This window comes from Parafrankia sp. BMG5.11 (assembly GCF_004337455.1).
The window spans coordinates 75362-100785 of sequence record NZ_SJXI01000056.1; the positions used below are offsets into that span (position 1 = coordinate 75362).

The 25424-nt window shown below is 65.7% G+C and carries 17 protein-coding genes and 2 pseudogenes; 8 read left to right on the forward strand and 11 right to left on the reverse strand.

The window, feature by feature from the left end; translation table 11 throughout:
• Positions 1-91 precede the first annotated feature (91 nt).
• The 3 genes from E0504_RS31890 to E0504_RS31900 form a co-directional block, all read right to left on the reverse strand.
• Positions 92-484, reverse strand: a complete 393-nt coding sequence (locus tag E0504_RS31890) for an SCO5389 family protein (protein WP_131626383.1) — start codon at positions 482-484, stop codon at positions 92-94.
• A 262-nt stretch (positions 485-746) separates the two neighbouring features.
• Positions 747-1715, reverse strand: a complete 969-nt coding sequence (locus tag E0504_RS31895) for an AAA family ATPase (RefSeq protein WP_131626384.1) — start codon at positions 1713-1715, stop codon at positions 747-749.
• Positions 1716-2288: 573 nt separating this feature from the next.
• The gene (locus tag E0504_RS31900; RefSeq protein ID WP_131626385.1) at positions 2289-3200 is read right to left on the reverse strand and encodes a hypothetical protein; all 912 of its coding nucleotides are present in this window, start codon (positions 3198-3200) and stop codon (positions 2289-2291) included.
• 566 nt (positions 3201-3766) lie between these two features.
• On the opposite strand from E0504_RS31900, the gene E0504_RS31905 reads away from it, so the two are divergent.
• From E0504_RS31905 to E0504_RS52435, 4 genes and pseudogenes are all read left to right on the forward strand, one after another.
• Positions 3767-7177: a helicase-related protein gene (locus tag E0504_RS31905; RefSeq protein ID WP_131626386.1), complete on the forward strand. Its 3411-nt coding sequence runs from the start codon at positions 3767-3769 to the stop codon at positions 7175-7177.
• A gap of 104 nt (positions 7178-7281) precedes the next feature.
• Positions 7282-10044: a DUF1156 domain-containing protein gene (locus tag E0504_RS31910; protein ID WP_131626481.1), complete on the forward strand. Its 2763-nt coding sequence runs from the start codon at positions 7282-7284 to the stop codon at positions 10042-10044.
• A 1-nt stretch (position 10045) separates the two neighbouring features.
• Positions 10046-13396, forward strand: a complete 3351-nt coding sequence (locus E0504_RS31915) for a Swt1 family HEPN domain-containing protein (protein ID WP_131626387.1) — start codon at positions 10046-10048, stop codon at positions 13394-13396.
• Positions 13397-13777: 381 nt separating this feature from the next.
• A pseudogene (locus tag E0504_RS52435) lies at positions 13778-13996 on the forward strand (hypothetical protein); the annotation flags it as partial.
• 310 nt (positions 13997-14306) lie between these two features.
• Here E0504_RS52435 and E0504_RS31925 read toward each other — a convergent pair.
• Genes E0504_RS31925 through E0504_RS31935 form a run of 3 tightly spaced genes read right to left on the reverse strand, consistent with a single transcriptional unit; the run spans position 14307 to position 16389 of the window.
• Complete coding sequence (locus E0504_RS31925) at positions 14307-15773, reverse strand: ThiF family adenylyltransferase (protein ID WP_165938671.1); 1467 nt, start codon at positions 15771-15773, stop codon at positions 14307-14309.
• Entirely contained in the window at positions 15770-16132 is a 363-nt protein-coding gene (locus E0504_RS31930) for a hypothetical protein (RefSeq protein ID WP_131626389.1), read from the reverse strand. Before E0504_RS31930 ends, E0504_RS31925 begins: the two co-directional genes overlap by 4 nt.
• Positions 16132-16389, reverse strand: coding sequence for a hypothetical protein (locus E0504_RS31935; RefSeq protein WP_131626390.1), 258 nt, complete (start codon positions 16387-16389; stop codon positions 16132-16134). The genes E0504_RS31930 and E0504_RS31935 overlap by 1 nt, the downstream gene beginning before the upstream one ends.
• Before the next feature lie 165 nt (positions 16390-16554).
• Here E0504_RS31935 and E0504_RS31940 point away from each other — a divergent pair, with 165 nt between their 5' ends.
• The 3 genes and pseudogenes from E0504_RS31940 to E0504_RS31950 form a co-directional block, all read left to right on the forward strand.
• Positions 16555-17061, forward strand: a complete 507-nt coding sequence (locus E0504_RS31940) for a helix-turn-helix domain-containing protein (RefSeq protein WP_131626391.1) — start codon at positions 16555-16557, stop codon at positions 17059-17061.
• Positions 17058-17624: an ImmA/IrrE family metallo-endopeptidase gene (locus E0504_RS31945; protein ID WP_131626392.1), complete on the forward strand. Its 567-nt coding sequence runs from the start codon at positions 17058-17060 to the stop codon at positions 17622-17624. The genes E0504_RS31940 and E0504_RS31945 overlap by 4 nt, the downstream gene beginning before the upstream one ends.
• Before the next feature lie 184 nt (positions 17625-17808).
• Positions 17809-18015: pseudogene (locus E0504_RS31950) on the forward strand (hypothetical protein); the annotation flags it as partial.
• A 162-nt stretch (positions 18016-18177) separates the two neighbouring features.
• On the opposite strand, the gene E0504_RS31955 reads toward E0504_RS31950, so the two are convergent.
• The 5 genes from E0504_RS31955 to E0504_RS31975 form a co-directional block, all read right to left on the reverse strand.
• On the reverse strand, positions 18178-19122 hold the full coding sequence (locus E0504_RS31955; protein ID WP_165938672.1) for a Shedu anti-phage system protein SduA domain-containing protein: 945 nt from the start codon (positions 19120-19122) through the stop codon (positions 18178-18180).
• 150 nt (positions 19123-19272) lie between these two features.
• Entirely contained in the window at positions 19273-20568 is a 1296-nt protein-coding gene (locus E0504_RS31960; protein ID WP_207974622.1) for a hypothetical protein, read from the reverse strand.
• 113 nt (positions 20569-20681) lie between these two features.
• Entirely contained in the window at positions 20682-21107 is a 426-nt protein-coding gene (locus tag E0504_RS50630; protein ID WP_165938673.1) for a GIY-YIG nuclease family protein, read from the reverse strand.
• Positions 21108-22096: 989 nt separating this feature from the next.
• Positions 22097-22918, reverse strand: a complete 822-nt coding sequence (locus E0504_RS31970; RefSeq protein ID WP_131626396.1) for a TIGR02391 family protein — start codon at positions 22916-22918, stop codon at positions 22097-22099.
• Between the two features lie 305 nt (positions 22919-23223).
• Complete coding sequence (locus E0504_RS31975) at positions 23224-24261, reverse strand: hypothetical protein (RefSeq protein WP_207974623.1); 1038 nt, start codon at positions 24259-24261, stop codon at positions 23224-23226.
• A 227-nt stretch (positions 24262-24488) separates the two neighbouring features.
• On the opposite strand from E0504_RS31975, the gene E0504_RS31980 reads away from it, so the two are divergent.
• Positions 24489-25391 (forward strand): NYN domain-containing protein, encoded by a 903-nt coding sequence (locus E0504_RS31980; protein WP_131626397.1) that lies wholly within the window; start codon positions 24489-24491, stop codon positions 25389-25391.
• The last annotated feature ends 33 nt before the right edge of the window (positions 25392-25424 follow it).

Genomic DNA, 25424 nt, shown 5'->3' on the forward strand with positions numbered 1-25424 from the left:
GAGCATCACCGGATGATCGACGGGGCTCGGGAGCAGCCGGCAACCGATGCCGCTCCCGAGCCCCGTCATTTTTTCCCAGCGGTCGACGAACTCAGCAGTCGACGAATTCCGGCTGCTGGTTGAGCACCTGACTTTCCGGCGAGATGAACCGCCGGTACTGCTCACCGCCCGCGGACTCCGGGTGAAAGACAGCCACCCGGTGGCAGTTCTGGAATGCCAGCTTCACCGCGAAGTGCCGCTCCAGGGCCTCGCGTATCGCGGTACTCGCCATCGCCCGCAGAAGCTGGCCCTGCTCACCAGGGTCCGCCGGTGGAATCTGGTTGTCGGCGAAGTCGCGGGCCTGGTCCGGCAGCTCGTGAGCGAGCCGTTCCACCAGCCCGTAGGCGTACGGCAGGGACGAGCGGACGCAGGCGAGAAAATCCACCTCGCTGACGGAGCCCTCGCTCGCCTGCTGGAGAAGTTCGGGTGACACGGTCAGAGACATCACGTACCTCCACAGGGAGTAATCGTGGCCATTCTCAGGATAAGTGCCGCTGAGATCACCGGCGGGGCTTTCAGGCGAACAAGTGGGACGTCGCGTGCGGGAAGTCGAGATCGGGTTCGGGAGCCGCACGCTGTTCACACGATTTCGACCGGAACACCCGACCCGGTTTTTCGCCCGGACCGACGCCGCGGCCTGGGGCGGCGATCATCCGGTCGGGTTGTCCGTGGGAGCGGCCGTCCCGGTCATCGGGTGACGCTGGCGCTCAGAGGGCCGCCGTCAGTGCGGCGCGGGTGTCCAGCCTGAAGTCGGGGTCGACCTGGTGGGAGAGGTCGGTGCCGACTGCGTCGTTCGCCCAGGAGCGGGCGTTCTTCACATGGAACTCGATCATCTGCCGGTGCAGACGGTCCCAGTCGCGCTCGGTGCCCTCAATGGCGGCGACGATGCGGTCCAGGGCCGCCAGGTTGGCGGGTTCCAGGACGACCGCGCCGGCCGGGCTGCCCTGTTCCTGAGCCCGGACCGCGGCCGACTGTTCCAGGTGGACGAGCAGGTCGTCGCCGACGTGGTCGCGCAGGAACGCGACGTCCCGCTCGTCGTGGACCTTGTTGCCGATGACGGAGATCGGGATGCCGTGATCGGCGGCGTAGCGGCGGTACTGCTCGTGGACGGCGACGCCTTTGCGGGTTGGCTCGGCGACGAGGAAGGTCCGGTCGAAGCGGGTGAACAGCCCGGAGGCGAACGCGTCCGCGCCGGCGGTCATGTCGACGACGACGTGCTCACTGGGCCCGTCGACCAGATGGTTGAGCAGGAGCTCGACCGCACCGACCTTGGAGTGGTAGCACGCCACACCGAGGTCCTCCTCGGTGAACGCGCCGGTGACCATGAGGCGGACCCCGGCCGCGTCGACGCAGAGCCGCTCATGGATCGGGCTGGGCCCGGTGATGGTCAGCAGCCGTGAGCCGTGGCCGGGCGGGGTCGTCTTGACCATCTCGCGGGCGGACGGGATGCGCGGGTTGTCACCGCGCAGATAGTCCTTGATCAGGTCGAGATGGTCGCCGAGTGTGGGTATCGATGCCGCAAGGTGCTCGTCGAGGCCGAGGGCGACCGCCAGATGCTGGTTGATGTCGGCGTCCAGGGCCAGCACGGTGTGGCCCTGGCCGGCGAGGTGGCGGGCGACGAGCGAGGACAGCGTGGTCTTTCCGCTGCCACCCTTGCCGACGAACGCGATCTTCATGGTGATGTTCCTCGATGTCGTGGCGGCGCTGCCGCGAATCAGGTCGGACGAACACGTGGTCGGGCCCGCCGGCGGGCCGGCCCGAGGTGCACGACCGCCCCGGCCGCCCGCAGGCCACGGCACCGGGGACACGGCGGTCACCAGCGCGGAGTCGCACACCCACCGCAAGGATAACGGTATTCATTTCCGATAGCCCGTAAGGCACGCAGCCTCGCCGCTGCAAGGGGACATCCAGGACACCCAACCGATGCCGTTACACACCGCGAGCAGCATGGACAACCACTCACCGACGGCGGGTGAGGGGTTGAGTGTCGGCATCGACGTAACCCACCGGCCGGGAACCGGGCGGTGGATTCGCCAGGCCATGCCCGCCACTGTTCCCCGACCCCGGCGGACGACACCAGCAACGCGCCTTCCGTGACGCACTCGCCGACCTCGTTCCTCCCCAGCACGGCTGGCTACCCACCGTACGCATCGCCGACTTCCAGATCCCGGCCGCCGGCCAGGACGACGAACTGATCGCCGCTGTCCGCAGGCTCCTGCAACGCCCCGGCGGGCCCCCGACCCAGTTCCTCACATAAGCGCGTAAGGACCGTCCTCGGCCCTGCCGAATGGGGCCCCGATCATCCGGTCGCCATCGAGGTGCTTGATGGCGACCGCACCGCTCGCCGGGACGTGTGCGTAGGCGATCTTCACGTTCGGGTGGGTGGCGTCGACGAGGGACTCGACCTCAGCCTTCCCCGTCGCTGCGGCCAGCCGAGTGAAGTGCACAACGTAGCCGTAAGGCACCTCGCTCTCGACAAGGCCCGCGAGGTCCTGGGCGAGATGGGCGTGCCCGTAGTCGAGCCCCAGTTCGATGGCGACAGGTGGGACGATCCGCCCCTGCCGGAACTGATCAAGGCTGGCTACGGCCAGCTGGCCAGGTGTGAGTAGCGCCAGATCGAACAACCCACGGCGATCACCGTCGACCGCTGGCATGGGCCACTCTTTGTGGATCAGACCGGTCCTGAAGCTTGACGTGCCGATCTGGATGAGGGCGTCAAGCTCGGCGTGCGCGACGAGCGCACGGAACAGTTGAAGGTGCAGGGAATGCTCAACCCGATGCCGGTAGGGATGCGTGACAAAGTCGTCGACCAGCCCATCAATCGCCCGCTCCACCAACGGGATCGCCCCGGTGAGCCACGGGCCCACCGCCGTCGTCGCCGGCACGCTCGGCAGGGGAATCGGAGCGCCTGACGGGCTTTCCGCCTGGGCGCTGCGGGCGCTGAGCAACCAGTCCTCCAACGCCGCCAGGCTCGCAAGCTCCGGCAGGTCCTCAGCGGCGATCCGCGCCACGGCCGGCAGACGGTACCGCACCTCATACTCACCGCGCCTGTTCGCTGGATAGCACACGTTGATGGTCTGCGTCTTCGGGCCCGTGATCACGAAGACCCGCCGGCCGGCAACCTCGAAGCTCGACAAGGACGAGATGACCATACCGTTCACCGTAAGTCCCCCTTCGGCCACTCGCGTCGCCCAGCCCTCGCAGCGTTCGTGGAATGCAATGCGCTGGGGTGCGGCCACCTCCGCGGATGACCGTAGCTTCCATGCCCCGTTCCGCAGCCGGGCGGCAGCGGAGGCCTCCCAGCTGGAGCCGCCACGCCGGGCGTTGGGCTCGGCGCGAACGAACCTGTTGCTCGCCGACAACGTCTGCCTGGACTAGGCCGTCGAGGTCGGGCCGATCTTCCAAGGGCTGCTGCGCCCCGGGAACCGCACTATGGTCGTGGCGGCCCGCCGAGCCTGGCGCTGGAGTGGGCCGACGAGAGGTGCGACAAGTTCGGCCTGGAGCTCACTGTCATCAGCGGTGAGCGGCTGCGGGAGGTCCGCCGGCCCTACAGCTGCACGCGACCCGTTCCGTTCCAGCGGGCGGTCGTGAGCATGGAGTGGCGGCAAGGGGTGCGGGCGCAGCTCGCCCTGGTCCGCCAGCGTCGGTGGCCGGTTTCCAGGTGCCCCGCACCGGATTGTCGGCCCGATCCAGTAGCGTTGGACGGCTGTCTATCAGGAGGTCAGTCGTGCTGCTTGAGGAACTCAAGCCAGGGCTACGCATTGACGGGCTTATCCCCGCCGAGGTCATCACGGTCATTGCTGCGCGATGGCACGGTCCTGACGCGCTCGAACTGACCTACAAGACCATCGCCGGCGGTCTCGGCCAGCAGGTCGTGTTCCGCAAGGACCAGGACCGGCTCAGCTTCACCCAGACCGGCAGCCGCGCCTTCGACGCCAACGCCAGCGACTTCAAACTCGTGGCCGAGGCGCAGCGCATCTCGCTGGCCGGGCTGTTCGACCCGATGCTCGCCGTCGCCACCAGCGACGTGCAGCCCCTCCCACACCAGATCCGCGCAGTGTACGGCGAGCTGCTCCCGCGTACCCCGCTGCGCTTCCTGCTCGCCGACGACCCCGGCGCCGGCAAGACAATCATGGCCGGCCTCTACATCAAGGAGCTGCTACTGCGCGATGACGTGAAGCAGTGCCTCATCGTCGCTCCCGGCGGCCTCGTGGAGCAGTGGCAGGACGAGCTCTTCTTCAAGTTCGGGCTCCGCTTCGATCTGCTGACCAGCCAGCTCATCGACTCCCAGGTCAACCTCAACATCTTCGAGACCAACCCGCTCCTCATCGCACGGATGGATCAGCTCTCCCGCAACGAGCAGCTCCAGGCCCAGCTCAAAGAGACCGACTGGGATCTGATCGTCGTCGACGAGGCCCACCGCATGGGCGCCCACTACTTCGGTGGCAAGCTGCAGAAGACCAAGCGCTTCCAGCTCGGGGAGCTCCTCGGCGAACTCACCCGCCACCTGCTGCTGATGACCGCGACCCCACACTCGGGCAAGGAGGAGGATTTCCAGCTCTTCCTCACCCTCCTGGACCGTGACCGGTTCGAGGGCAGGCAGAAGAAGACCACCGACACCAGCGGGATCATGCGCCGCATGGTCAAGGAGGACCTACTCACCTTCGAGGGCAAGAAACTCTTCCCCGAACGCATCGCCGAGACCGTTCCCTACGAGCTGACCGCGTTGGAGTATGCCCTCTACGAGGACGTCACCCACTACGTCCGCGAGGGAATGAACCGGGCCGATCGACTTGGTGGCAAGCGCAAGAACACCGTCGGTTTCGCCCTCACCGTTCTCCAGCGGCGGCTCGCGTCCAGCCCGGAGGCGATCTACAAGAGCCTCGTACGCCGTTCCGAGCGGCTGGAGCGCAAACGGCAGGAGATCCTCGACGGCACCTACCGCGAGCCGGACGCGGCTGTCGAGTGGAGTGCGATCGACACCGACGAGTTCAACGCCGGAGAGATCGAGGAGCTGGAGGAGGAACTGCTCGACGCCGCCACCGCGGCGCAGACAGTGAAGGAACTCAACGCCGAGCTGATCGAGCTGGCCGAGCTGGTTAGGACCGCCAAGGTCGTCCGCGACGCCGGCACCGATCGCAAGTGGACCGAGCTGTCGAACATTCTCCAGGATAATGCGCTGACCACCGACGCGAACGGCTGGCCGCGGAAGTTCATCATCTTTACCGAGCACCGCGACACCCTCGACTACCTCCGGGTCAAGATCGGATCGCTGCTCGGCAAGCCTGACACGGTCAAGGCCATTCACGGTGGCGTACGTCGCGGCGAGCGTCGCCAGATCACCGAGGAGTTCACCAAGAACCACGACGTCCAGATCCTGGTAGCGACCGACGCGGCCGGGGAGGGCCTCAACCTCCAGGCTGCCCACCTGATGGTCAACTACGACCTGCCTTGGAACCCCAACCGCATCGAGCAGCGCTTCGGCCGCGTCCACCGCATCGGCCAGGAGGAGGTCTGCCGACTGTGGAACCTCGTGGCCTCCAACACACGTGAGGGTGAGGTCTTCACCCGCCTGCTGGCGAAACTCGACCAGATGCGCCAGGACTACGGCGGCAAGGTCTTCGACGTCCTCGGCGAGGCATTCAGCGAGACCCCGCTGCGCACGCTCCTGCTCGACGCCATCCAGTACGGCGAGCGTCCTGAGGTGAAGGCAACGATGCATGAGGTCATCGACTCCAGCGTCGGCGAGGGCCTCAGGGATCTACTCGATGAGCGGGCGCTCGCCTCCGAGCACCTCGCCGAGGCCGACCTTCAGCGGCTCCGCGCGGCGATGGACGAGGCTCGCGCCCGGCGGCTCCAGCCGCACTACATAGAGCTGGCGTTCAAAGCGGCCTTCACCCGTCTCGGTGGCCGGATCGCCAGGCGTGAGCAGGGGCGCTACGAGATCGCGAACGTGCCCCAGCACCTCCGCTCGGCCGGCAGGGGACCGATCGCGACGAGGTACGACCGGGTCACCTTCGACCTTGCCCACGTCCAGCCCGACGGGCTCGCTCGGGCGGACCTGCTCGCGCCCGGCCACCCGATCCATGACGCGGTCATGGACGAGACAGTCCGGCGGTTCGGCGGCGCGCTGAACCATGGCACCGTGCTTGTGTCCTCGACCCTCGAAGAGCCACACCTGCTCGTTGGCGTTGTCGAGGAGGTCGCCGACGCCACCGGCCAATCCGTGGCGCGTCGTTTCGGCTACGCCTATGTCGACAGCGACTGCACCGTCAGCCCCGCTGGTCCTGCGCCGTATCTCGACTGCGTCGCCGCTCCCGAAGGCCCGGCGACCGACGCCGCACGCGCCCTACCGTGGCTTGCCGAGGCCGAGGACAGGGCCACGAGCTGGATCATCGCCAACCGTCTGCCCGAGTACTTGGCCGAGGTGCAGCCCCGCCGGCTGGCGGAGCTGACGAAAGCCCGTGACCTGGTCGCCAAGCGCCTCACCTCGGAAAGTGAGCGCCTCCTGTTCGAGGCGGCGATCGCCTCGGAGAGCGAGCAGAAGGGCGAGAAGCCCAAGGAGTCGCCGGAGAGCCTCAATCGCAAGGCGGTCGAGCTCGACCTCCGACTCCGCAAGCGCCTGGAGCTGCTTGACCAGCAGCAGCTCATGTCGACCAAGCCCCCCCGCCTCGTCACCGCCGCCCTCGTGCTGCCCGTCAGCCTGTTTGAAGACGAACTGCCGCCGTCCGCGCCGATGCACGCCAAGGAGACCAAGGCGGTCGAGCGCCGCGGCGTCGACCTCGTCATGGCACGCGAGCGAGAACTCGGCCGCCAGCCCGTCGAACAGGCGTTCAACAACCCCGGCTTCGACATCCTGTCGACCGACGCCAAGGGCGACACCTACCGCATCGAGGTCAAGGCCCGCCTCGACGGTGCCACCGACTTCTTCGTCACCCACAACGAGGTGATGACCGGCAAGAACGCCACCCCGCGCTACCGGCTCGCCCTCGTCAAGGTCGACCCTCGCGGGGCGGAGCACGACGAGGTCCGCTACCTCGACGACCCCTTCGCCACCACCAACCTCGGCGACTTCGACGCCACCGGCGTCCGCGGCAACTGGACTAGGACGTGGGCCAAGGGGGGCACTCCGTTCTGACATAGATGCACCCGTTAACCCCGAACAGGTTCGGACAGCCCATTATGTTCATTTACGACACTGGGTGCTCACCCGGGTCGGGAGCGTAGGGGGACGGGGTCGTGGTGCGAGCGCGGAAGCTGATCGAGGTGGCGCTCCCGCTGGAGGCGATCAACCGGGAGTCGGCCCGGGAGAAGTCCATCCGGCACGGGCACCCCTCCACGCTGCACCTGTGGTGGGCGCGGCGCCCGCTCGCGGCGGCCCGAGCGGTCCTCTTCGCCCAGCTCGTCGACGACCCGAGCGCGCGGCCGGAGGAGTTCCCCACCGAGGAGCTGCAACGCAAGGAGCGGGACCGCCTGCACCACCTCATCGAGCGACTCGTGGTCTGGGAGAACACCCGGGACGAGAAGCTCCTGCGGGAGGCCCACGAGGAGATTCTGAAGTCCACGAACGGCAACCCGCCGCCGATCCTGGACCCCTTCGCCGGCGGCGGCACCATCCCCCTGGAGGCTCAGCGGCTCGGCCTGGAGGCCCACGCCTCGGATCTCAATCCGGTCGCCGTCCTCATCAACAAGGCGCTCATCGAGATCCCCCCGAAGTTCCGCGACCAGCCCCCCGCCTACCCCGGCCTGGCCAACTCCGAGATCCGCACTTGGAAGGGCGCCGAGGGCCTGGCCGCCGACGTCCGCGCCTACGGCGCCTGGATGCGGGACGAGGCTGAGAAGCGCATCGGCCATCTCTACCCTAAGGCCACCCTCCCCGACGGCACCAAGGCCACGGTCATCGCCTGGATCTGGGCCCGTACCGTCACCTGCCCCAACCCCGCCTGCGGCGCCGAGGTGCCACTGGTCAGCAGCCTGAATCTTTCCAAAAAAAAGGGTCGAGAAACCTGGCTTCTTCCAGAGATAAGAAATGGTCAAGTGGAGTTTCGTATAGCGACTTCCGGCACTCCAGCGAGGAGTAACAAATTTGGACAGGGCGCCAAGTTTGAGTGCTGGGTCTGCAAGGCGACTCTAACTCCAAACGAAGTTCACTCACAGCTAGACACGAATGAGAAGTCGAAGCCTCGACTTCTGTGCATGGCGACCGAAGGAAGACGTAGAAGAATATATGTAGAGGCAACGGATGAGCAGGTAAATATCGCCACCTCAGCCAACAAGATCGCCGCCCCTATCAGAGAAAGTGACCGCGGATTGCGCGCGCCAGCGCGAGGAACGTTCGGCGGGAACGCCCAGGGGCGACGCTACGGATTTTTTGAGTTCTCCGACTATTTTACAGATCGTCAATTGGTGGCGCTGACCACTTTCAGCGAGCTGGTCTCCGACGCCCGCGAGAGGGTCCTCGCCGACGGCGGCACCGAGATTTACGCCGATGCGGTCGCCACCTACCTCGGCTTCTCGGTGAGCAGACTCGCTGACTACGGATCGATGGTCTCGACGTGGATGCCGGACCCGAAGAACGAGGGAATCCGCAACACGTTCGCTCGCCAAGCAATTCCGATGGCCTGGGACTTCGCGGAAGCTAACGCCTTCAGCGAAGCGTCTGGAAATTACAGTTTCATGATCCGTGGCATTGCACGGGTACTCGACTCCTTGACTGGAACTGGCACTGGCGAGGCTTCCCAAGCAGACGCGGTAGATTCAATTTCGCGGCCGTTCCTGATTAGTACGGACCCACCGTATTACGATAACATCGTCTACTCCGACCTGTCCGATTTTTTTTATGTTTGGCTGCGCCGTTCCCTGCGGTCGGTCCATCAGGATTTACTCGCGACGATGCTAGTACCGAAGGCTGAAGAATTGGTTGCCAACCCGTACCGGCACGGTGGCAAGGACGGAGCCCGAACCTTCTTCGAGGACGGATTTCGTACGGTCTTCGCCAATGCGCGTACTAGCGCGCGGACCGATCTGCCGATTACGGTCTGGTATGCGTTTAAGCAGAGCGAGACCGACGCCAGTGGTGAAGCATCGACCGGCTGGGAGACGTTGCTGGAGGGCATGATTCGTTCAGGCTGGGAGATCACCTCGACCTGGCCCAGTCGCAGCGAGCGGGGTGGACGCATGATCAGTCTCGGTACCAACGCCCTCGCCTCCTCGATTGTTCTCTCCCTCCGTCCGCGCCCCGAGGAGGCCCCGTCGACTGACCGGCGCGGGTTCATCGCGATGCTTGAGGCGGAGCTGCCGGAGGCGTTGCGGAAGTTGCAGCAGGGGCAGATCGCGCCGGTGGACCTGCCGCAGGCGGCGATCGGGCCGGGGATGGCGGTGTTCAGCCGGTACAGCGGGGTCCTTGAGCCCGACGGGAAGAAGATGACCGTGCGTTCGGCGCTGGCGCGGATCAACGAGATCCTCGACACGGTGCTGGCCGAGCAGGAGGGCGATTTCGACTCGACCGCCCGGTTCGCGATCGCGTGGTATCGGCAGCACGGCTACGGCGTCGGCAAGTTCGGCGACGCCGACAACCTCGCTCGGGCCCGCAACACCAGCGTCGACGTGATGGGCCGCGAGGAGATTCTGACGAGCCGGGCCGGCAACGTGCAGCTCGTCAAGCCCGCCGATCTGTCGTGGGACTACGACGTGCTGAAGGACAGCCACACCAGCAACTGGGAAGCGCTCCACCATCTGATCAAGGTTCTGGAGCGGGACGGCATCGCCCGGGCAGGCGGCTTCCTCCAGGCAGCGTTGGGCCGTCCGGACGGCGCAGTTGACGCTGATCTGATCAAGGAGCTCGCTCACCTTCTCTTCCGCATCGCGGAGGGCAATGGCTGGACGAAGGACGCGCTGAGCTTCAACAGCCTGGTGACGAGCTGGCCGGAGATTCTGGAGGTCGCGCGCACCCAGAAGAAGCCCGTCAGGACGCAGTTCGCGATCGACTTCGACGAGGACGAGTGACATGGCGCTGAGCAACCGTGACCGCATCGACCGGATGTTCCAGATCCTCGCCCCGGCGCTGGACGATTACATCTCATCGGTGATCGGCCAGGCCGACCAGGCGCTGGGGGCCGAGTGGACGAAGCTCGTCCAGGCAAAAGACCTCAAGAACGGGGCCCCGGCCGGGAAGAGCTACGATCCGCGCGACCCGCAGATCCAGTTCCGGATGCTCACCGAAGGCAACATCACCGGCGGTTACAAGCCTGGCTGGTACCCGTTCAACCAGACCGTCGGGCGTGCTGGTGAGACGTTCGCCAGCGAGCTCCGCGAGGTGCGCAACGACTGGGCGCACAACGGCTCGTTCTCCGACGACGACGCCTACCGCGCACTGGACACGGGCGAACGCCTGCTCAGGCTCGTCGGCGCCGGGGCCGATGCCGACGAGGTCCGTGGCATCCGGCTCAACCTGCGTCGGATGACCGCCGACAAGGACGACAAGAAGGTCCTGAAGGCCGCGGTCGACAACCCCGAGGCCACTGGGCTCAAGCCGTGGCGCGAAGTGCTCCTGCCCCACGACGATGTCGCCACCGGCAACTTCCACGCCTCGGAGTTCGCGGCTGACCTCTACAAGGTGGCCATCGGTGGCGAGGTCGACTCCGACTACGCCGACCCGGTCGAGTTCTTTCGGCGGACCTACCTCACCGAGGGCCTGCGCGACCTGATCGGCCGCGCCGTGCGACGTCTCTCGGGTGACGACAACACCTCGCCGGTGATCAACCTGCAGACGAACTTCGGTGGCGGCAAAACCCACTCGATGCTGTCACTGTGGCACGTGGCGGCCGGACTTCCCGTGGGCGAGTTCCCGCAGGAGACCCAGGATCTTCTCACCGCCAACGGCTACACCGGCACCGAGGTGAACCGGGTCGCGATCGTGGGCAACCACCTCAGCCCGTCCGGTGTCACCAAGGATGACGGCACCCACGTCAACACGATCTGGGGTGAGCTGGCCTGGCAACTCGGCGGTGCCGAGGGGTACGCCATCGTCGCCCTCGCCGACAGCAACCGCACCCACCCCGGCGAGGCCCTTCACACGTTGTTGGCGAAGTACGCGCCCGCCGTCATCCTGATCGACGAGTGGGTCGCCTACGCCCGTTCGCTCGTCGGCCGCGACGACCTCGCGGGCGGTACGTTCGACGACCAGTTCACCTTCGCGCAGTCGCTGACCGAGGCCGCCAAGGGCACGTCAGGCGTCCTGCTGGCGGTCTCGATCCCCGCCTCCGAGACCGGGGACGACTCCGAGATCGTGGCCGGGAACGCCGAGGAGGTCGGCGGCACCAACGGCCTTGAAGCGTTGAAGCGGCTCCAGAACGTCGTGCGTCGGGTGGCTGACCAGTGGCGCCCGGCGTCGTCGGACGAGGCCTACCACATCGTCAAGCAGCGGCTGTTCAAGCAGCCTGACGCCGCCGCGCTCGCCTCGATCGGAGCGACCGCCAAGGCGTACATGGAGATGTACCGCAAGTACACCGACGACTTCCCGCGTGAGGCCCGCGACACGGCGTACGAGTACCGCATCAAGCGGACCTACCCGATCCACCCCGAGCTGTTCGACACCCTCTACGAGGAATGGTCCTCGCTGGAGCGCTTCCAGCGCACCCGCGGTGTGCTGCGGCTGATGAGCACGGTGATCCACGCACTCTGGGCGGGCGAGGACGCCTCACCGTTGATCATGCCGGGTTCGATCCCGCTCGCCACCGCGAACGTGAACGCCGAGCTGACACAGTACCTCCAGGACTCCTGGAAAACGATCATCGACGCCGATGTCGACGGCCCGAACTCCGAACCGGCACGCATCGACACGGGGAAGCCGCTGTTCGGCCAGCGAGCACTGACCAAGCGGCTCGCCCGCACAGTGTTCTTCGGCGCCGCACCGACCATCGCACCCGGTTCGGTACACAAGGGCATCGGTACCCAGCGGGTGTTCCTCGGCACCGCGATCCCCGGCGACGTCCCGGGCAACTTCCACGCCGCGCTGACCCAGCTCGGCGACCGGGCGACGTACTTCTACTCCGGCTCTGGCAAGCACTGGTATGATCTTCAGCCCAACATCACCCGCACCGCCAAGGACCAGGCCGAGCGCCTCCACAAAGAAGACGTCTGGAAGGAGATCGTCACACGGCTACTCGGCCAGGGCCGCCTCAAAGGTGACTTCGCCGGCGTCCACGTCTGCCCGGAGAGCAACGCCGACCTCCCCGACACCAACGAGGCGCGCCTCGTCATTCTCCACCCGAAGTTCGCCCACAAGCGGGGCACCGAGTCGGCCGCCAAGGACTTCGCACAGAAGGCGACCGAGCACCGCGGCAGCTCCAACCGGACCCACCGCAACATGCTCGTCTACCTCGCCGCGGACGAGGCCCGGCTGGAGGAGCTCGACACCGCCACCCGCGATTATCTCGGCTGGAAGCACGTTCTCGACGATGAAGCCGACCTCGACCTGACTCAGAACCAGAAAAACCAAGCCGACCAGCGGCAGAGGCAGGCCGACCAGACCGTCACGGCCAGGCTCCTGCAGACCTTCACGTGGGCCCTCGTCCCGGCCCAGCCGGAACCGAACGCGCCGTTCCTCCTCCGCGAGACCAAGGTCGAAGGACAGTCCACCTCGCTCGCCGAGCGGGTGGCCCGCCGCCTTGGCAACGACGGCGATCTCTCGACGCGGCAGGCCGCGGCGACGATCCGCCTGGCGATCCTCAAGGTCCCGCAGATCTGGAAGGACGGCCACGTCTCGCTCGGCGCTCTGTGGGGTCTCTACACCCAGTACCCCTACATGCCTCGCCTGCGCGACAGGACGGTCCTCAACGAGGGCATCGTCGACCTGCCGATGATCTGGCAGACCGATGCCTTCGCGCTCGCCACCGGCTATGACGACTCGGCCGGCCGCTACATCGGACTTTGGACGCCCGACGACAAGGGCGCCGCACCGGCGGCCACCGACTCGCTGCTACTGGTGCGCCCCGACGTCGCCGCCAAGCAGCGCGCCGCCGAAGTCCCACCGGAGCCGGACCCGACGAAGACAACGGACGACGACGACCCTAAGAAGCACTTCAAGCCGGACCCAAACAACCCTGGCGTCCATCAGCGCAAGGTCAGGACGCGGTTCTACGGTGTGAAGACCCTGAACCCCGACAGGATCGCCCTTGATTTCAAGACCGTCGCCGACGAGATCATCACCAACCTCCGCCAGAACGGCACCGAACTCGTCGTGAAGATCGAAATCGAAGCCACGACGAGCGCCGGCTTCGAGGAAGGCCGGGTCCGCACCGTCTCCGAGAACGCGCAGACCTTGAAGTTCGACCAGTCGGGCTTCGAGGAGAGCTGAGCGACCTACGGTGATAACGATGCAGCCCGGTCGACTAATTGAAGCCTGCGACGCTCGGCTCTCTGCGTGGCTCGTTCGGTGCCTACTCCTCGGGCGGCAAGTCGAGTCGATCGCGATCGAGGACCTTGGACGCGCACCTGAGCTATTCGGGTTGCGCTCGCCCTCAGCTCCTTCGAGATCATCGACAGGAGTCTGTATGCACACCGTGGGTGTTGCCGGAACGGTTTTGGCGCTCAACAGGTGAACAGGAAATGCGATGCGCATCTTTGCGCTGTCCTGTTGAGCCCACCGCTCACTTCAGGCGTTCTGAAGCTGCCCCGGTTTCGTTCACAGGTAGGGCTTTGAACGGTTAAGCGATGAGAAGGGAAGTCCGATCGACGCCGGATTGACAGGATGGCGCGGGAGCAAGACCTGCTCCACCGGGCTCGCGCCGAGGATGTATTGCACTGGCAGCATCACCAGCGTCCGATCTCAGCAGAAACGTTGCGAAAGCGGCTCCATGTGGGTGCCCCCGCCGCTCGCAGACTCGTCGCGCAACTCCGCAGCGACACCCATATGCAGATCGAAGGCTCGGGGGATCGACCACCCAACGTTAGCTGAAAATCCCCCGAAACGATACTTAGTCGTTTTCCCGGCCATGTGGGTTGATTTCGCGGGAGCCGAATATCGGTGGAAGCACTGCACGGAAAATTGGCTACTGGAATTCTGGGGCAGGCACAGGGAGACCCCGCCGTCCGGCGTCGCCTTCATCAGCGGTTCCTCGACTCCTCATAACCGCACTCGTGCAATGCCGTTCCCGCAAGAGCGGGGTTGAAGCTCATCGCGATGGTGAGGTTTTCGCGACGCCGAGATACCTGGCCCGCCGGGAGCCTCCTTAGCGTCCGAAGTCCGCGCGCCGATGAAGGGCGGGTTAGTAGTAGCGTTGAGCCCCCCGTGAGAGCGCCCGTCGGAGCCGAGTGACGGGGCGGGCCTGTTGCGCGCGGCGTCCGGCTTGGATATGCCGAGCGGCAGCGTGTTCGCCCGTCAGAACGAGGCGGTCGTCGCCAGCTGCGACGGCAGCCTCGAAGGCACAGCCCTTCTTCATCGGAAAATGGAGGTGGTCAAGTGTGTGGATGGACAGGGCGTAGCTGAGTGGGCCGGGGACACCGAAGCCGCTAGGGGCCACGGTCAGACTGACGAACTGGGCCAGGATGCTCGCGCTGACGCCCGCGGCGAGGGCAGCGACGTTCTGCCGCTTGGGTAGTGCCTCGGGGCCTGCGCCGCTCATGTAGGCGGGATCGTCGAGCAGGCCCAGCTTGTCTGTCTGAATCTCGCCTGCGTCCAATTGTCTGTTGCAGCAGAGACAGGGTTGTCCTGGCAGCAGGACGTGGGTACGCCACGTCGCGTTCCTCATGGTGCCGTCGTCGAAGGTGTCAATACCGATGCCGCCGTCGATGACGGGTATCAGGTCGGCGTACGCGAGGGTGTTGAGCACGCCGCGAGGCCAAGGCCGGTCGACGCAGCTGATCACGATGTCGTAGTCCAAAGCCGCGGCGAGTCCGGCTGGGTCGCAGATGCTGGCATCGAGCTCGACAATCTGGGGGTTCGTGGCGGTGGCTGCTCGGACCATTAACCGTCTGGCGACCTCGACCTTGCTTCGGGCCAGCCGAACGTCTGTGGCGGTCGCGCCTACCAGCCGGTCGAGGTTGACGATCTCCACGCTGTCGAAGTCCATCACGCCGACCTGCACGAGGCCGGTGGCGGCGAGCCTCAGCCCAACATCCAGCCCTACACTGCCGACCCCGACCACGAGTACCCGGGTGCGAACGAGGCTGGCGTGGGTCTCCTCGCCCCAGGCTGAGACGGTGCGGTCCTGCCTACCGTTTATCTTCGGTGCCGGCCGGAGCTGGTCGTTCCAGGTGACCCGGAAGTGGTCACCCACGACCCGGACCGACTCACCGTGCGTCGGGACTCCCGCGGCATCCCACACACGACACGACCAGTCCCCGTTCCCGGCAAGAGTCATTCCGACCAGCGGCTTGCCGGTCACCTGCTGAACGAGGTGGGCGTAGGACCGCTCGGCGTCATGGTCCGGACGGGACATCAGCTGCCATCCCCGGCTCCCGGGGTGGGAGTGCAGCGCCACGACACCTCGACCGCGCGAAGCAGCCTGGGCTGCCGCCCGGACGAAGTAGTCGCCGGTGAACGACGCGTTGCCATGGACAGCTCGCTCGCCGCGCTCCGGTAGCAGCGCGGCGTTTACCAAGGCGGTAGTTCTGGTCGAGCCGGTGGAGGTCGCGTACGTCGCCAGGCACACGTCCTCCTGGCCGTCGGCTCGGAGGAGATGCCGGCTGAGCTCGTTGTCGATCGTGCCGGGCATCGCTACGGAGAAGGTCATGCCGCTTCCTGAAGAACGCTCCGGACGTGCGCCAGCCATGCCTGTGCCGGCTCCTCGGCGTCTCCCCAACCGGCGACCTGGCGGGAGTGCCGCACCCACCCGGGCAACGTCTCATCCATGTTGATGTTGGTGTTCGTCAGCGCCACCGTCGTGGGGAGGTGGATCCAGTGAGGCGGCACGGCAGGCCATGCTCCGAGTTCGGATACAGCTACTCCGGTCTCCACGTCGGTTGCCCCTGACTGGGTCGCCGCCGCGACTGTGAAGACGACGACCGAGGCTGTCACCGTCGTCTGGATGTCGCACCGGTGTAGACCGGCGATGAAGGCGTCGGCGCCCACGGTCGCGACGGCGGAGGTCATCAGGCGACCTCGGCTCGCTGCCGGATCGACACGAACTTCTCCCGCGGGTGCACCTCGACAGGGTCCGTGTCCTTGAACCGGTGGACGTCGCCGTGCCCGCGGACGACGGCGAGGTCGTACCCGTTCGGGTTCAGGCCGGCAAGGCGGAGCAGGTCCCCTGCCGTTCTGTGCCGATCGGGATCGACGTCGAACGGGCGGCCGTCGATCGTGATCTGCACGGTCCGGTGCCGCTCGTCTCGTGCTGCGTCGCTCGTCATGAGCGCCTCCTTGTCTCAGCAAAGCGACATCGCTTCGCTGTGGACGTGATCCTGGCACACCGATGCGGCGCTGCGCAACATCGGGGTGACGGGGCAGCCGAGCGCCGTTCGTCGGCTACCATCGCTTGTATGGGACAGCCCGGATCTCCTGCGGCCTCGGGTGCCATGCCTGAGGAGGAGGCTGGACAGTCGCGCCCGGCGGAGCGGCTCGACGCAGCGAAGCTCGGTGCGCTCATTCGCGATCACCGTGGTCGAAGATCGCTGAGGCAGGCTGCGGCCGAGGCCGGTGTCAGCGTGAGCACCATGTCGCGCGTGGAGGCGGGTGCACAGCCAGATCTCGCGTCGTTCACGGCTCTCTGTGCCTGGGTGGGCGTCTCACCGAGCCGCTTCTTCACCCCGATCGCCGAGCGATTGGATACCCCGGTGGAAGTCGCGATCGCGCACCTCAGCGCTGATCCACGGCTGGCACCGGAGCACGCGTCGAGCATTGCATCGGTAATTCGCCAGATGTACGACGCCCTGGCTGCCCAGGTCGAACCAAAGCGAAGTCTTGTAGCGTGCCACCTCCGCGCCGCGTCGACAATGCGACCAGGAGTCCCCGAAAGGCTCGGATCCATACTCGTCGACATCCACCACGAGCTAGAGAAGCGAGTCGAAAGCGGCCAGCTATGAGCCTACCGCGCGGATTCAAAGCCAACGCCGAACGCGAAGCGCTTCGCCTCCGAGCGGAAATGGGGCTGCGGCAGACCGACGCCCTTGACGTCAATACTCTCGCTACCCATCTCGGCGTCAAGATTGTAAGCGCTGGCGACCTAATAGAGATGTCGCGGCTAGAAGAGATCGAGCGTATTCAGACCTACTCGTTCTCCGGAGCCACGTTCGAGATCGGCGGTCGTCAATTCGTGATCACTAGCCCGCTGCGGACACCTGGCCGACGTGCCAGTGATATCGCGCACGAGCTCTCACACATCCTTCTCAAGCATGAACTTTCTGAGATGCGCGAGATTGACGGAATCCCGTTTCGTACGTGCCGGCCAGAGGAAGAGGAACAGGCCACAAACTTCGGTGGCACGCTCCTGCTCCCAAGGCCGCTGCTAGTTTCGGCGGCCCGGCAAGGCCTGACACACGCCGAGATCGCCGATCGGTACCAGGTGACTATCGAGATGGCACGGTTCCGGTACAATTCGACCGGCGTAGGACGTCAGGTCGGCCAGTTTCAAAGAGCGGCTGGTTAGCCACCGCTTCCGAGAGGCCGACACCACGCCCGTTCAACACAGCCAGGAAGCCGCACTCAGCGCCGTGTCGTCAGGTCCATCAATGAAGGACTGGGGAGCCACCGTCCCGAAACACGAAACACTGGAGAACTCGTCCCCGATAGTTGGGGCAGGAGAAGAAAGGTCGGACCGGCGGCGGATTGACAAGAAGGCGCGTGAGCAAGACTTGCTCCATCGAGCTCGCGCCGAGGATGTGCTGCACTGGCAGCATCATCAGCGTCCGATCTCGGCAGACACCTTGCGAAAGCGGCTCCACGTCGGTGCCCCCACCACTCTCAAGCTCGTCGCGCAGCTACGCAGCGCCACTCACACCCGGATCGAAGGCGATCAAGCGCCCGGCGTCGTCAGCTGAATTCCCTATATAGCTTCGCGGGCAGCTTGCCCACCAACCCGCGCCGGGCGGCCGGGCCAGCCGGACACAAACGCGCCGATCGGGAAATCTGAGGTTCCTTTCGCGCCTGGCGGGGCCGTGGAAAGCCTCGCCAGGCGCGGTGCCCATTGGCCTCGGGTGCGCTTAGAGCCATTTGGGCTGGCGGACACGGAGACCTCCTCTTGACTCGACATATGCGTCTGGGTTTCGGGTGAGAAGGTCGAACTGCTCCTTCAAGTAGGCACGCCGACCGGGCGCCATGTCGGCACAGTCATCGAGAGCACTAGGCCAACCAGAGATGCAACTATAGTCGTCGCCGGTGTTAATAAGGGTGAGGCTAGGCGGGACAGCAATGACCTGATAGCCGTCTTGCCTTTTGCGGACAGTGGAGTACAAGACGCTGTTCTTGGCTGGAGTGAGCCGGTCGAAGGACATCAGTCGCTCGTCCGGTCTAGCGAGTTCGGCGCGCTTCTCGCGCCTACGCGGGATATGATCGAAATTACTGCGACGACCATGAATAAGAACATAGCGGGGGGCGAGTTGGCGGCGAGCCAACATCGGCGGGACGTCATAGTATTCCAAGAAAGCAGTACGGTTGTGCCCCTTACTGAACCATGCTCTCCACTCCGCCAGCTGGCCATGCGCGTGTGTGAGATCACTATGGATCTCTGCGCGTTCGCCGTAGAACCAGGTCTTGTGCGGAGTTTCTATCTCGATCAGTATCGGGTACAGTGACGCGCTGTCAGTAGCGAGCCACATGAAATCCGGTTCCCGGTCGCTGAGGCCGGGAAGCTTCGGCTTGGCGATCACGGCCATCGGGTACGGAGGGTGTCCCGAGTCGCCATCCACGCTATGCGAACCGGGCAGCAACGATGGATGCCGTTCCAGGAATTCCTGGAGCAGACTCTCCTCGCGAGATTCCTCACTGTCGATCAAATCTTGCCAGCGCCGCGCGAGTGACTGGTTGTAGGAGATCCCATCGGGCCTGCCCGGTGATGTCCGTTCGTTCTCGGCAAGGTAGCCGGGCAGATAGCCGGCAAACGACCCGCGGAAGCCGGCAGCTGTGTCATCAAAGGTTGATTCGGCCACGCATGAACGGTACTCGTTGGTACTCGTCGACAACCCGCGATGGCGAGGAAGCTGTGCCCGCGCGGGCATGGCCGACTCCACGACCTGGAACGGTGCTCGCCTTGCCAAGGACAGCCCATGCTGATGGCCTCTCATCGGCGTCGCATGGGCTTAGGTTGGCCAGAGCCGCCAGATGATGTCATCGCGAAGCAGTTCCTTGAGGCCTGCCGGGTCCTCGGTCTGCTCGCTGGAGATACGGATGGTGTGGACACCGCACCGTTCCCAATGCCGGTCGCGGGTGTGGTCGTCGGCTCTGCGGGTGGTGCCGTAGTGCGCCCGGCCGTCGACCTCGACGATCGTGGCGCGGCCGTTGCCGATGACGACGAAGTCCGGCGTCCGTACGCCCGAGTCACGGAGCTTGGTGCCCGGCGACGGAAGCACAGCGAAGGTCCTTCGAGGCTGGGTGTTGCGCTGGAGCTCCATGAGGATCTGGTAGACCACGTGTTCGGCGCGACTGCCGAAGACGAGGCCGTCTTCCTCGGGGTAACCGCCCTCAGCACGTTCGCGCCTGGCCTGGTTACTTGGCGCTCGCTGCGCGTTCGTGGCGGCTTGGTGACGCCAGTCGGCCATGGGCGCGGGCATCGGCGACGGCGCGGGTTCGACGACGAACGACACAACATCGTCGCGGCCGTGGTGCGCGAGCACGGTCTTCAACACTGACCAGATTCGATTGTTGACGTCGCTGCTGAACTCGGCCATGAGGCGGGGGTCTACGGTCAGGACGGCTTCCGAGCTGGCTTCCGTCCAGTTGTCTCCGGGTGTTGGGTGGTAGTAGCCGCCATCAGGGCGCAGGGTCAGGGTCGCGGCCATGAGTAGGTTGTGGGCGCGGGTGTCGCCGCTGTCGCTGAGCAGGTGGACTACCTGGCCAAGGACGAGATCGAGCTTGCCGGCGTCATCGTTCTCGATCTTCAGGCGAAGCATGCGTCCCGGCCCGGCCAGCGTGCGGGTCGCGATGTAGACGGGCCTGCCGGAGATGAACCTGCTAGTCCGTAGTTGCCAGCCATCGGGGGCTAACAGCGTGTTCAGACGTGTGATGAGCTTCGCCGCCTGCTCGGTGTCTGGCTGGACCAGGGGGTGTGCCATCTCCGCCAGGAAGGCGAGCAGCACCTGATCCGGTCCATCAGCAAGTTGGAACCGTGGATCGTGGAAGACCCAGTCATCTTCCCAGTCGAGGTTGCCGAGCCGGTGCTGGCCGATGTCCCCAGCAGCGGTGGCATGGCGACGATCGTTCGAGGGCATCGCGTCGAGGTCGTAGAGCCGTCCCAGGAAGGTGATCTCGTCGAGACGTCCCCACCACGGCCCGGCCTCGTCCCGGAGGAAGTCAAAGAGGTCCCGGCGGGTGACCATGGTGATCTCGGAGGTCTGGGCCGTTCCAGGGGCCCCGGCAGCACCGGCCAGTTGTGGCATCTACCCAGGATGACACCGGCCACAGACATTCGCGGATCGGGGTTGCAGCGCGAACGCCGGTGCGGGGCAGGACCACCGCGCCGTACCCCGCCCTTGTGTGCGGCACAGTGGGGCTACAAGGGGTTCCCGTCGAGGGTACGCGCAATGTCGACGGCGACCATGAAATCCACCCCTCGGAAATATTCTTTTCTGATCTGCTCTGCGATCTTGCTGCATGCCGCGATGAGCATCCGTTCGCTGTTCGCATAGCCTTCATGAGGCTGCGAGATCCACACTTCCTCGATCTCGACACCGAAAGGTCGGCAAGCGCGGTCATGTTCAGAGACTCTCCTAGAAGGGCGGGATGTACGCCCAACCTTGACAGCGCCGGTATCGAATTTGATGACGTATATGTAGCCTGCTTTACCCCCAGGTAAAGAGCCGTGCTTCGCAACGATCGATCGCCAAGCTCGCACCAGAGGCGGAGGGTCATTGGCCTTCGCTTCGCCGTGCTTGGCATCGTAGATGGTGCGTCTGCGCTGTGCGGCTTCCCATGTCAATTGCTCGTGGGCGTCCTCATAGCCTCCGTACCAGCCTTCGCACAGGATACGAGCGAAGCCGGTGAGGATGGTGATTGCGCCCAGCGAGGCAGCGAGGCAGCGAGGCAGCGAGGCAGCGAGGCAGCGAGAACATAGTGGTCCACAAGCAGGAGGCCGGCAGCAAGAACTGCGGAAGTCAGCGACGCCGTCTGGTAGCCGAGGATAATTCCTTCCATCTTCTGCGGTGTGATGTGCCAGCCGGCATGGTCGGACGGCGAGTTATCCGACATCCAGCAGTCGTGGCAGCGCTCGCCCCACACTTTCAATCCACAGCGTGGGCAGTCACGGAGTTTGCTAGTCATCTATTCTGCTGCCATGACTGACGGCGAGGCGTGCAGGGGAATCGTGCTGCCGCGGACTGCGACATATGACCGTGGCGAAAATCAGTGTTCCAGCCAAAGACATGATTCCGAGCGCAGTGCCATGTAGTACTGAATTCGCGTCTTCCCTTTCGGCTAGCCATCCCACCGCGAACCAACTATACGAGCCGTGAAGGATGAGAACGAGCAGTCGGATGCGAATAGGAACGCGATTTTCTGCTAGCGCATCGAGCTTGAAGGTTGCGACAAGCGCTGTCGGCAACAGAGTGAACACTCCAACAAAAATGATTTTTCCGACCACGTCTCCGGTAAGTGAACCGATCCGGACGGCATAGACGCCTGTGACCGCCGTGGCGAGCCCCCATCCTAGCCAGGGCACAGGACGTGCCCAAATTGGCAACCGAACTTGGTCGCGCCTCTCTTCCATGTTGCTTGCCTCCGCACAATGTATGTGATCGTCACATTAAGGCCCCTCGTGAGCCGCACGACATCCGGATCGGGTCGCACCGTGCCGAAGCTCGGGATCGGATCGTCGAAGTTGGGGGCAAGACGGGGATCGGAGAAGTCGGCCAGGATCTCATCGAACTGCCGGTCGTTGATCCCCCCGAGGTCTCCCGGTGAGAGGTTCGGTTACGGTCGTGGTACCGCCGTGGCGCTGTCCAGCCGGCGGTGCAGGAACGACAGCGTCGAGAACAGGTCTAGGGCATCGGGCTCGGTGATGGTCCAGCCCGCTGTGGCTCGTGGAGTGTGGGCCGGTGGGTTCCGGAAAGTTCCGAACACTCCCTTGAGTAGGTTCGCGAACCCCTTGTGCTCACTGATCTCCGTTTCGGTACGGAATCCGTTGATCCGCAGGGGACCAGTCTTGACAGCGAAGCAGAAGTCGACGAGCTCGGCGCCGTCGAGGGGCGACCCGCTGAGCTGCCGCAGTCGCTCCGCGAGGCCCTTCGTGGCTTCGAAGACCGCGTGGAACAGCGACTTCCGGAGGATCTCCTCCTCGCAGTACCGGGTGACCTGCGGATGCACGCCACGGCGGGTGAGCTCGGTCCGTAGTCGCCCCGCCAGCGCGGCCACCTCGTCCAGCGTGGTCGCGGTCCGCGCGGGCGCCACCTTACCCGCGTCGCTGACCCGGCATCCGACCAGTGCAAGGGGTTCAGCCAGTCCATCGCGCAGAGCCTCGAACCTGGCTGGATCTTGTAGATAACGGCCAGGTGCCATCGCCTCGGTGATGAACCGGATGACGCAGTTGCTTGCCTGGTTTGCCTGCTGCTTGCTCATCAGCGCGGTCCACAGCCGGTCCCGTTTGCTGGCGCCCGGCTGGACGTCCGCGATACCGAGCATGGTGAGAAGCCGATCGATCTCTCTGCCCGTCAGTCCTGGCCAGTCCGTGCGGCCGAGGATGTCACAGATCCCCTCGACGACCGCCGGCGGCCACATCGGGTACCGGGTTCTCATCGTGCGCCCCCCGCGAACGTCAGCGTTCAGGGATCATCTTCGCAGATGCCTGGGACTAATTCCCTGACAGCCTGCACCAGCACCGCCGCCTACTGCACTTGACCTCGATGGTTCGGCCATCCTCTCGGGCCGCTGTCGGACCCGTTGTTGCGTCGACCTCGCTCGGGCGCTGCGCTTTGCCACTGGACACCCCGAGAGGAGCGGCCGTGCTATGCACTTCGCCATCGCGGAGAAGCTGCAACGGGTAGATGCGGCCCGCTGACCGCGTGTTGAAAGGGCACACACGGCGATGGGGCAGGGTGTGGTCAGGTCGGCGTTCCTAGACTGCGCCTCCGCGCAGGTTTGGCGGGCAGATCCAACTGGATCTCGCCGGCGGGCGGGATCTCCGGGGACGGCTCGTGCCTGCCGATGCGGGTCCAGTAGGCGGGCAGCTCCTCCCGCAGGACGTCGCGGAACGCGGCGCGCGCGTCGGGCAGGGCGATCGGGTGGCCGGCAAGTTCGGCGCACAGGCCGACCAGCGGCCAGGTGATCAGCGTGCCGTAGCGGGCGAGGTAGTAGCCGACCGAGTGCAGGGCATACTCGTCGGGGTAGTCGAGCAGGGCGTAGCCGAGCAGCTGGTCGAGGTCGATGCGGGACAGACTCATAGCCCGTGTGCCGTCCTTGCGGGGGCTGCCACCTTGGCCGGCCTTGATGTCCAGCAGAAGCCCGTCGACGATCAGGTCGGCGTCGGCGTGAAGGTCCTCGCTCCCGGCGAACGTGGGCCCGGATTCGCCTGGTTGGCCTGCCAGCGCGGGTAGCAGGGTTTCGCAGGCCAGGTCTCGCATGGCGATCAGGTCGGTGACCTCGTCAGCGGTGGCCAGTGCCGCCAGGTCGCGGGGGCCGGCGCCCTCCGTGAGCTGTATGAGCCGTGATCCGAGCAGCGCGGCGGGGTTGCGCAGGGGCTCGACGAGCAGCGCCAGTGCGTAACAGAGCCGGGCCATCCACGGGTCGGGACGGTCTCGCCATACCGCAGGGTCGATCGCGTGCAGGGTGAGTTGGTCGTCGACCCCACCCAGTGCGTACAGCATCTGCATCCCGGCGCGGGCCCACGGGGTCGGCCCGGCCCTCAGGCAGCTCCACACCGCCAGGTCTGGCGAGGGCTCCGGGTCGATCAGGAATCGGAGCCACCAGTCGATTGCTGCACCCTGTGTCCCGCCTGCCGCCCCGGAGGGTGGAAGCAGCCGGGCCGTTCCTGCCTGCGCCCGGTAGACGGCCTGGATCGGCTTGTGATGGGGGAACGTCTCCCGCAGATACCTCGTGACCGGGCTGTCAGAATCCCGGAGTTCTCCTACCAACGATGACATCCGTCATCACCTCCATGGCACAGGATGAACGCGAGGTGTGACAGAATTTGCCCGGACCGGCACAGACGGTCGGCAGCGTGATCCGGAGGGCGCCCTCAGGGAGGTCGTTGGCGAGGTCTGGGGGATCCGCTGATGCTGCGGTCCACGGACCGGGACGCGTGTCATCCTGTGAGCGGTCAGCCTTCATCCGTAGCCACGGGTGCCGGGTGCCGAGCGGGAGGACCAGCGTGGTGATCAGCGTCGAGTCGGCCCGGCTCGCGGTGCTCATCGACGCGGAGAACGCGCCGCTGTGGGCCGTCGAGCCGCTGCTGACCGACGTCGCCCGGTACGGGAAGGTGCAGATCAAGCGCGCCTACGGTGACTGGTCGGCGGGCTCGCTGAGCAGCTGGAAGAGGACCCTGCTGGAGCTGTCGATCCGGCCGGTGCAGGTGTTCGCCGCGGTCAAGAGGAAGAACGCGGCAGACCTGGCGTTGACGATCGACGCGATGGATCTGCTGCACTCCGGCTCCGTCGACGGGATCTGCCTGGTCTCCTCGGACAGCGACTTCACCCGCCTGGCCGAGCGAATCCGTGAGGGCGGTCTGGCCGTCCACGGGTTCGGCGAGGAGAAGAAGACGAACCCGGGTCTGCCCGCCGCCTGCGACACCTTCATCTTCGTCGAGACCCTCGCAGCGGCAGCGTTACCCACGCCTGCCTCGATGCCTGACCTGGCGCCCGTCCCCGCCCAGGGCGCCCCGCCGGCGCAGACCTCACCTCAGGCGGCGCGCGTTTCCGAGACGTCCGGGTCGAGCCCGGCTGCCGAAACACCGCGGCCCGCTGCCACCAGCCCGCCGACAAAGAAGAAGGCGAAGACCGCCCCCGTCGCGCTTCCCGTCCGGGCGACGACCGCCGAACTGCGTGCGGATACCGCGCTGGTCAGCCGGCTCGGTGAGGCGGTCACGACGAACCCCGGCCCCGACGGGTGGACTCATCTGGCAGCTGTCGGGTCAGCCATCCGCAAGCACCCCGCCATCGTCCTGAAGACCTACGGATACCGCCGGCTCAAGGACCTGATGGTCACCACCGACCTGTTCGAGCTTCGACAGGACGGCCCAGGCAAATCCGGCGCCGTGTACGCACGCGTCAAGTAGGCACGCGAGACCGCGCGACGGCAACCCGCCAGA

Coding starts and splice junctions, on each gene's coding strand:
- E0504_RS31890 (WP_131626383.1), bottom strand. CDS start 484: ATGTCTCTGACCGTGTCACCCGAACTTCTCCAGCAGGCGAGCGAGGGC.
- E0504_RS31895 (WP_131626384.1), bottom strand. CDS start 1,715: ATGAAGATCGCGTTCGTCGGCAAGGGTGGCAGCGGAAAGACCACGCTG.
- E0504_RS31915 (WP_131626387.1), top strand. CDS start 10,046: ATGGCGCTGAGCAACCGTGACCGCATCGACCGGATGTTCCAGATCCTC.
- E0504_RS31925 (WP_165938671.1), bottom strand. CDS start 15,773: ATGACCTTCTCCGTAGCGATGCCCGGCACGATCGACAACGAGCTCAGC.
- E0504_RS31930 (WP_131626389.1), bottom strand. CDS start 16,132: ATGACCTCCGCCGTCGCGACCGTGGGCGCCGACGCCTTCATCGCCGGT.
- E0504_RS31935 (WP_131626390.1), bottom strand. CDS start 16,389: ATGACGAGCGACGCAGCACGAGACGAGCGGCACCGGACCGTGCAGATC.
- E0504_RS31940 (WP_131626391.1), top strand. CDS start 16,555: ATGCCTGAGGAGGAGGCTGGACAGTCGCGCCCGGCGGAGCGGCTCGAC.
- E0504_RS31945 (WP_131626392.1), top strand. CDS start 17,058: ATGAGCCTACCGCGCGGATTCAAAGCCAACGCCGAACGCGAAGCGCTT.
- E0504_RS31960 (WP_207974622.1), bottom strand. CDS start 20,568: ATGCCACAACTGGCCGGTGCTGCCGGGGCCCCTGGAACGGCCCAGACC.
- E0504_RS31970 (WP_131626396.1), bottom strand. CDS start 22,918: ATGAGAACCCGGTACCCGATGTGGCCGCCGGCGGTCGTCGAGGGGATC.
- E0504_RS31975 (WP_207974623.1), bottom strand. CDS start 24,261: ATGTCATCGTTGGTAGGAGAACTCCGGGATTCTGACAGCCCGGTCACG.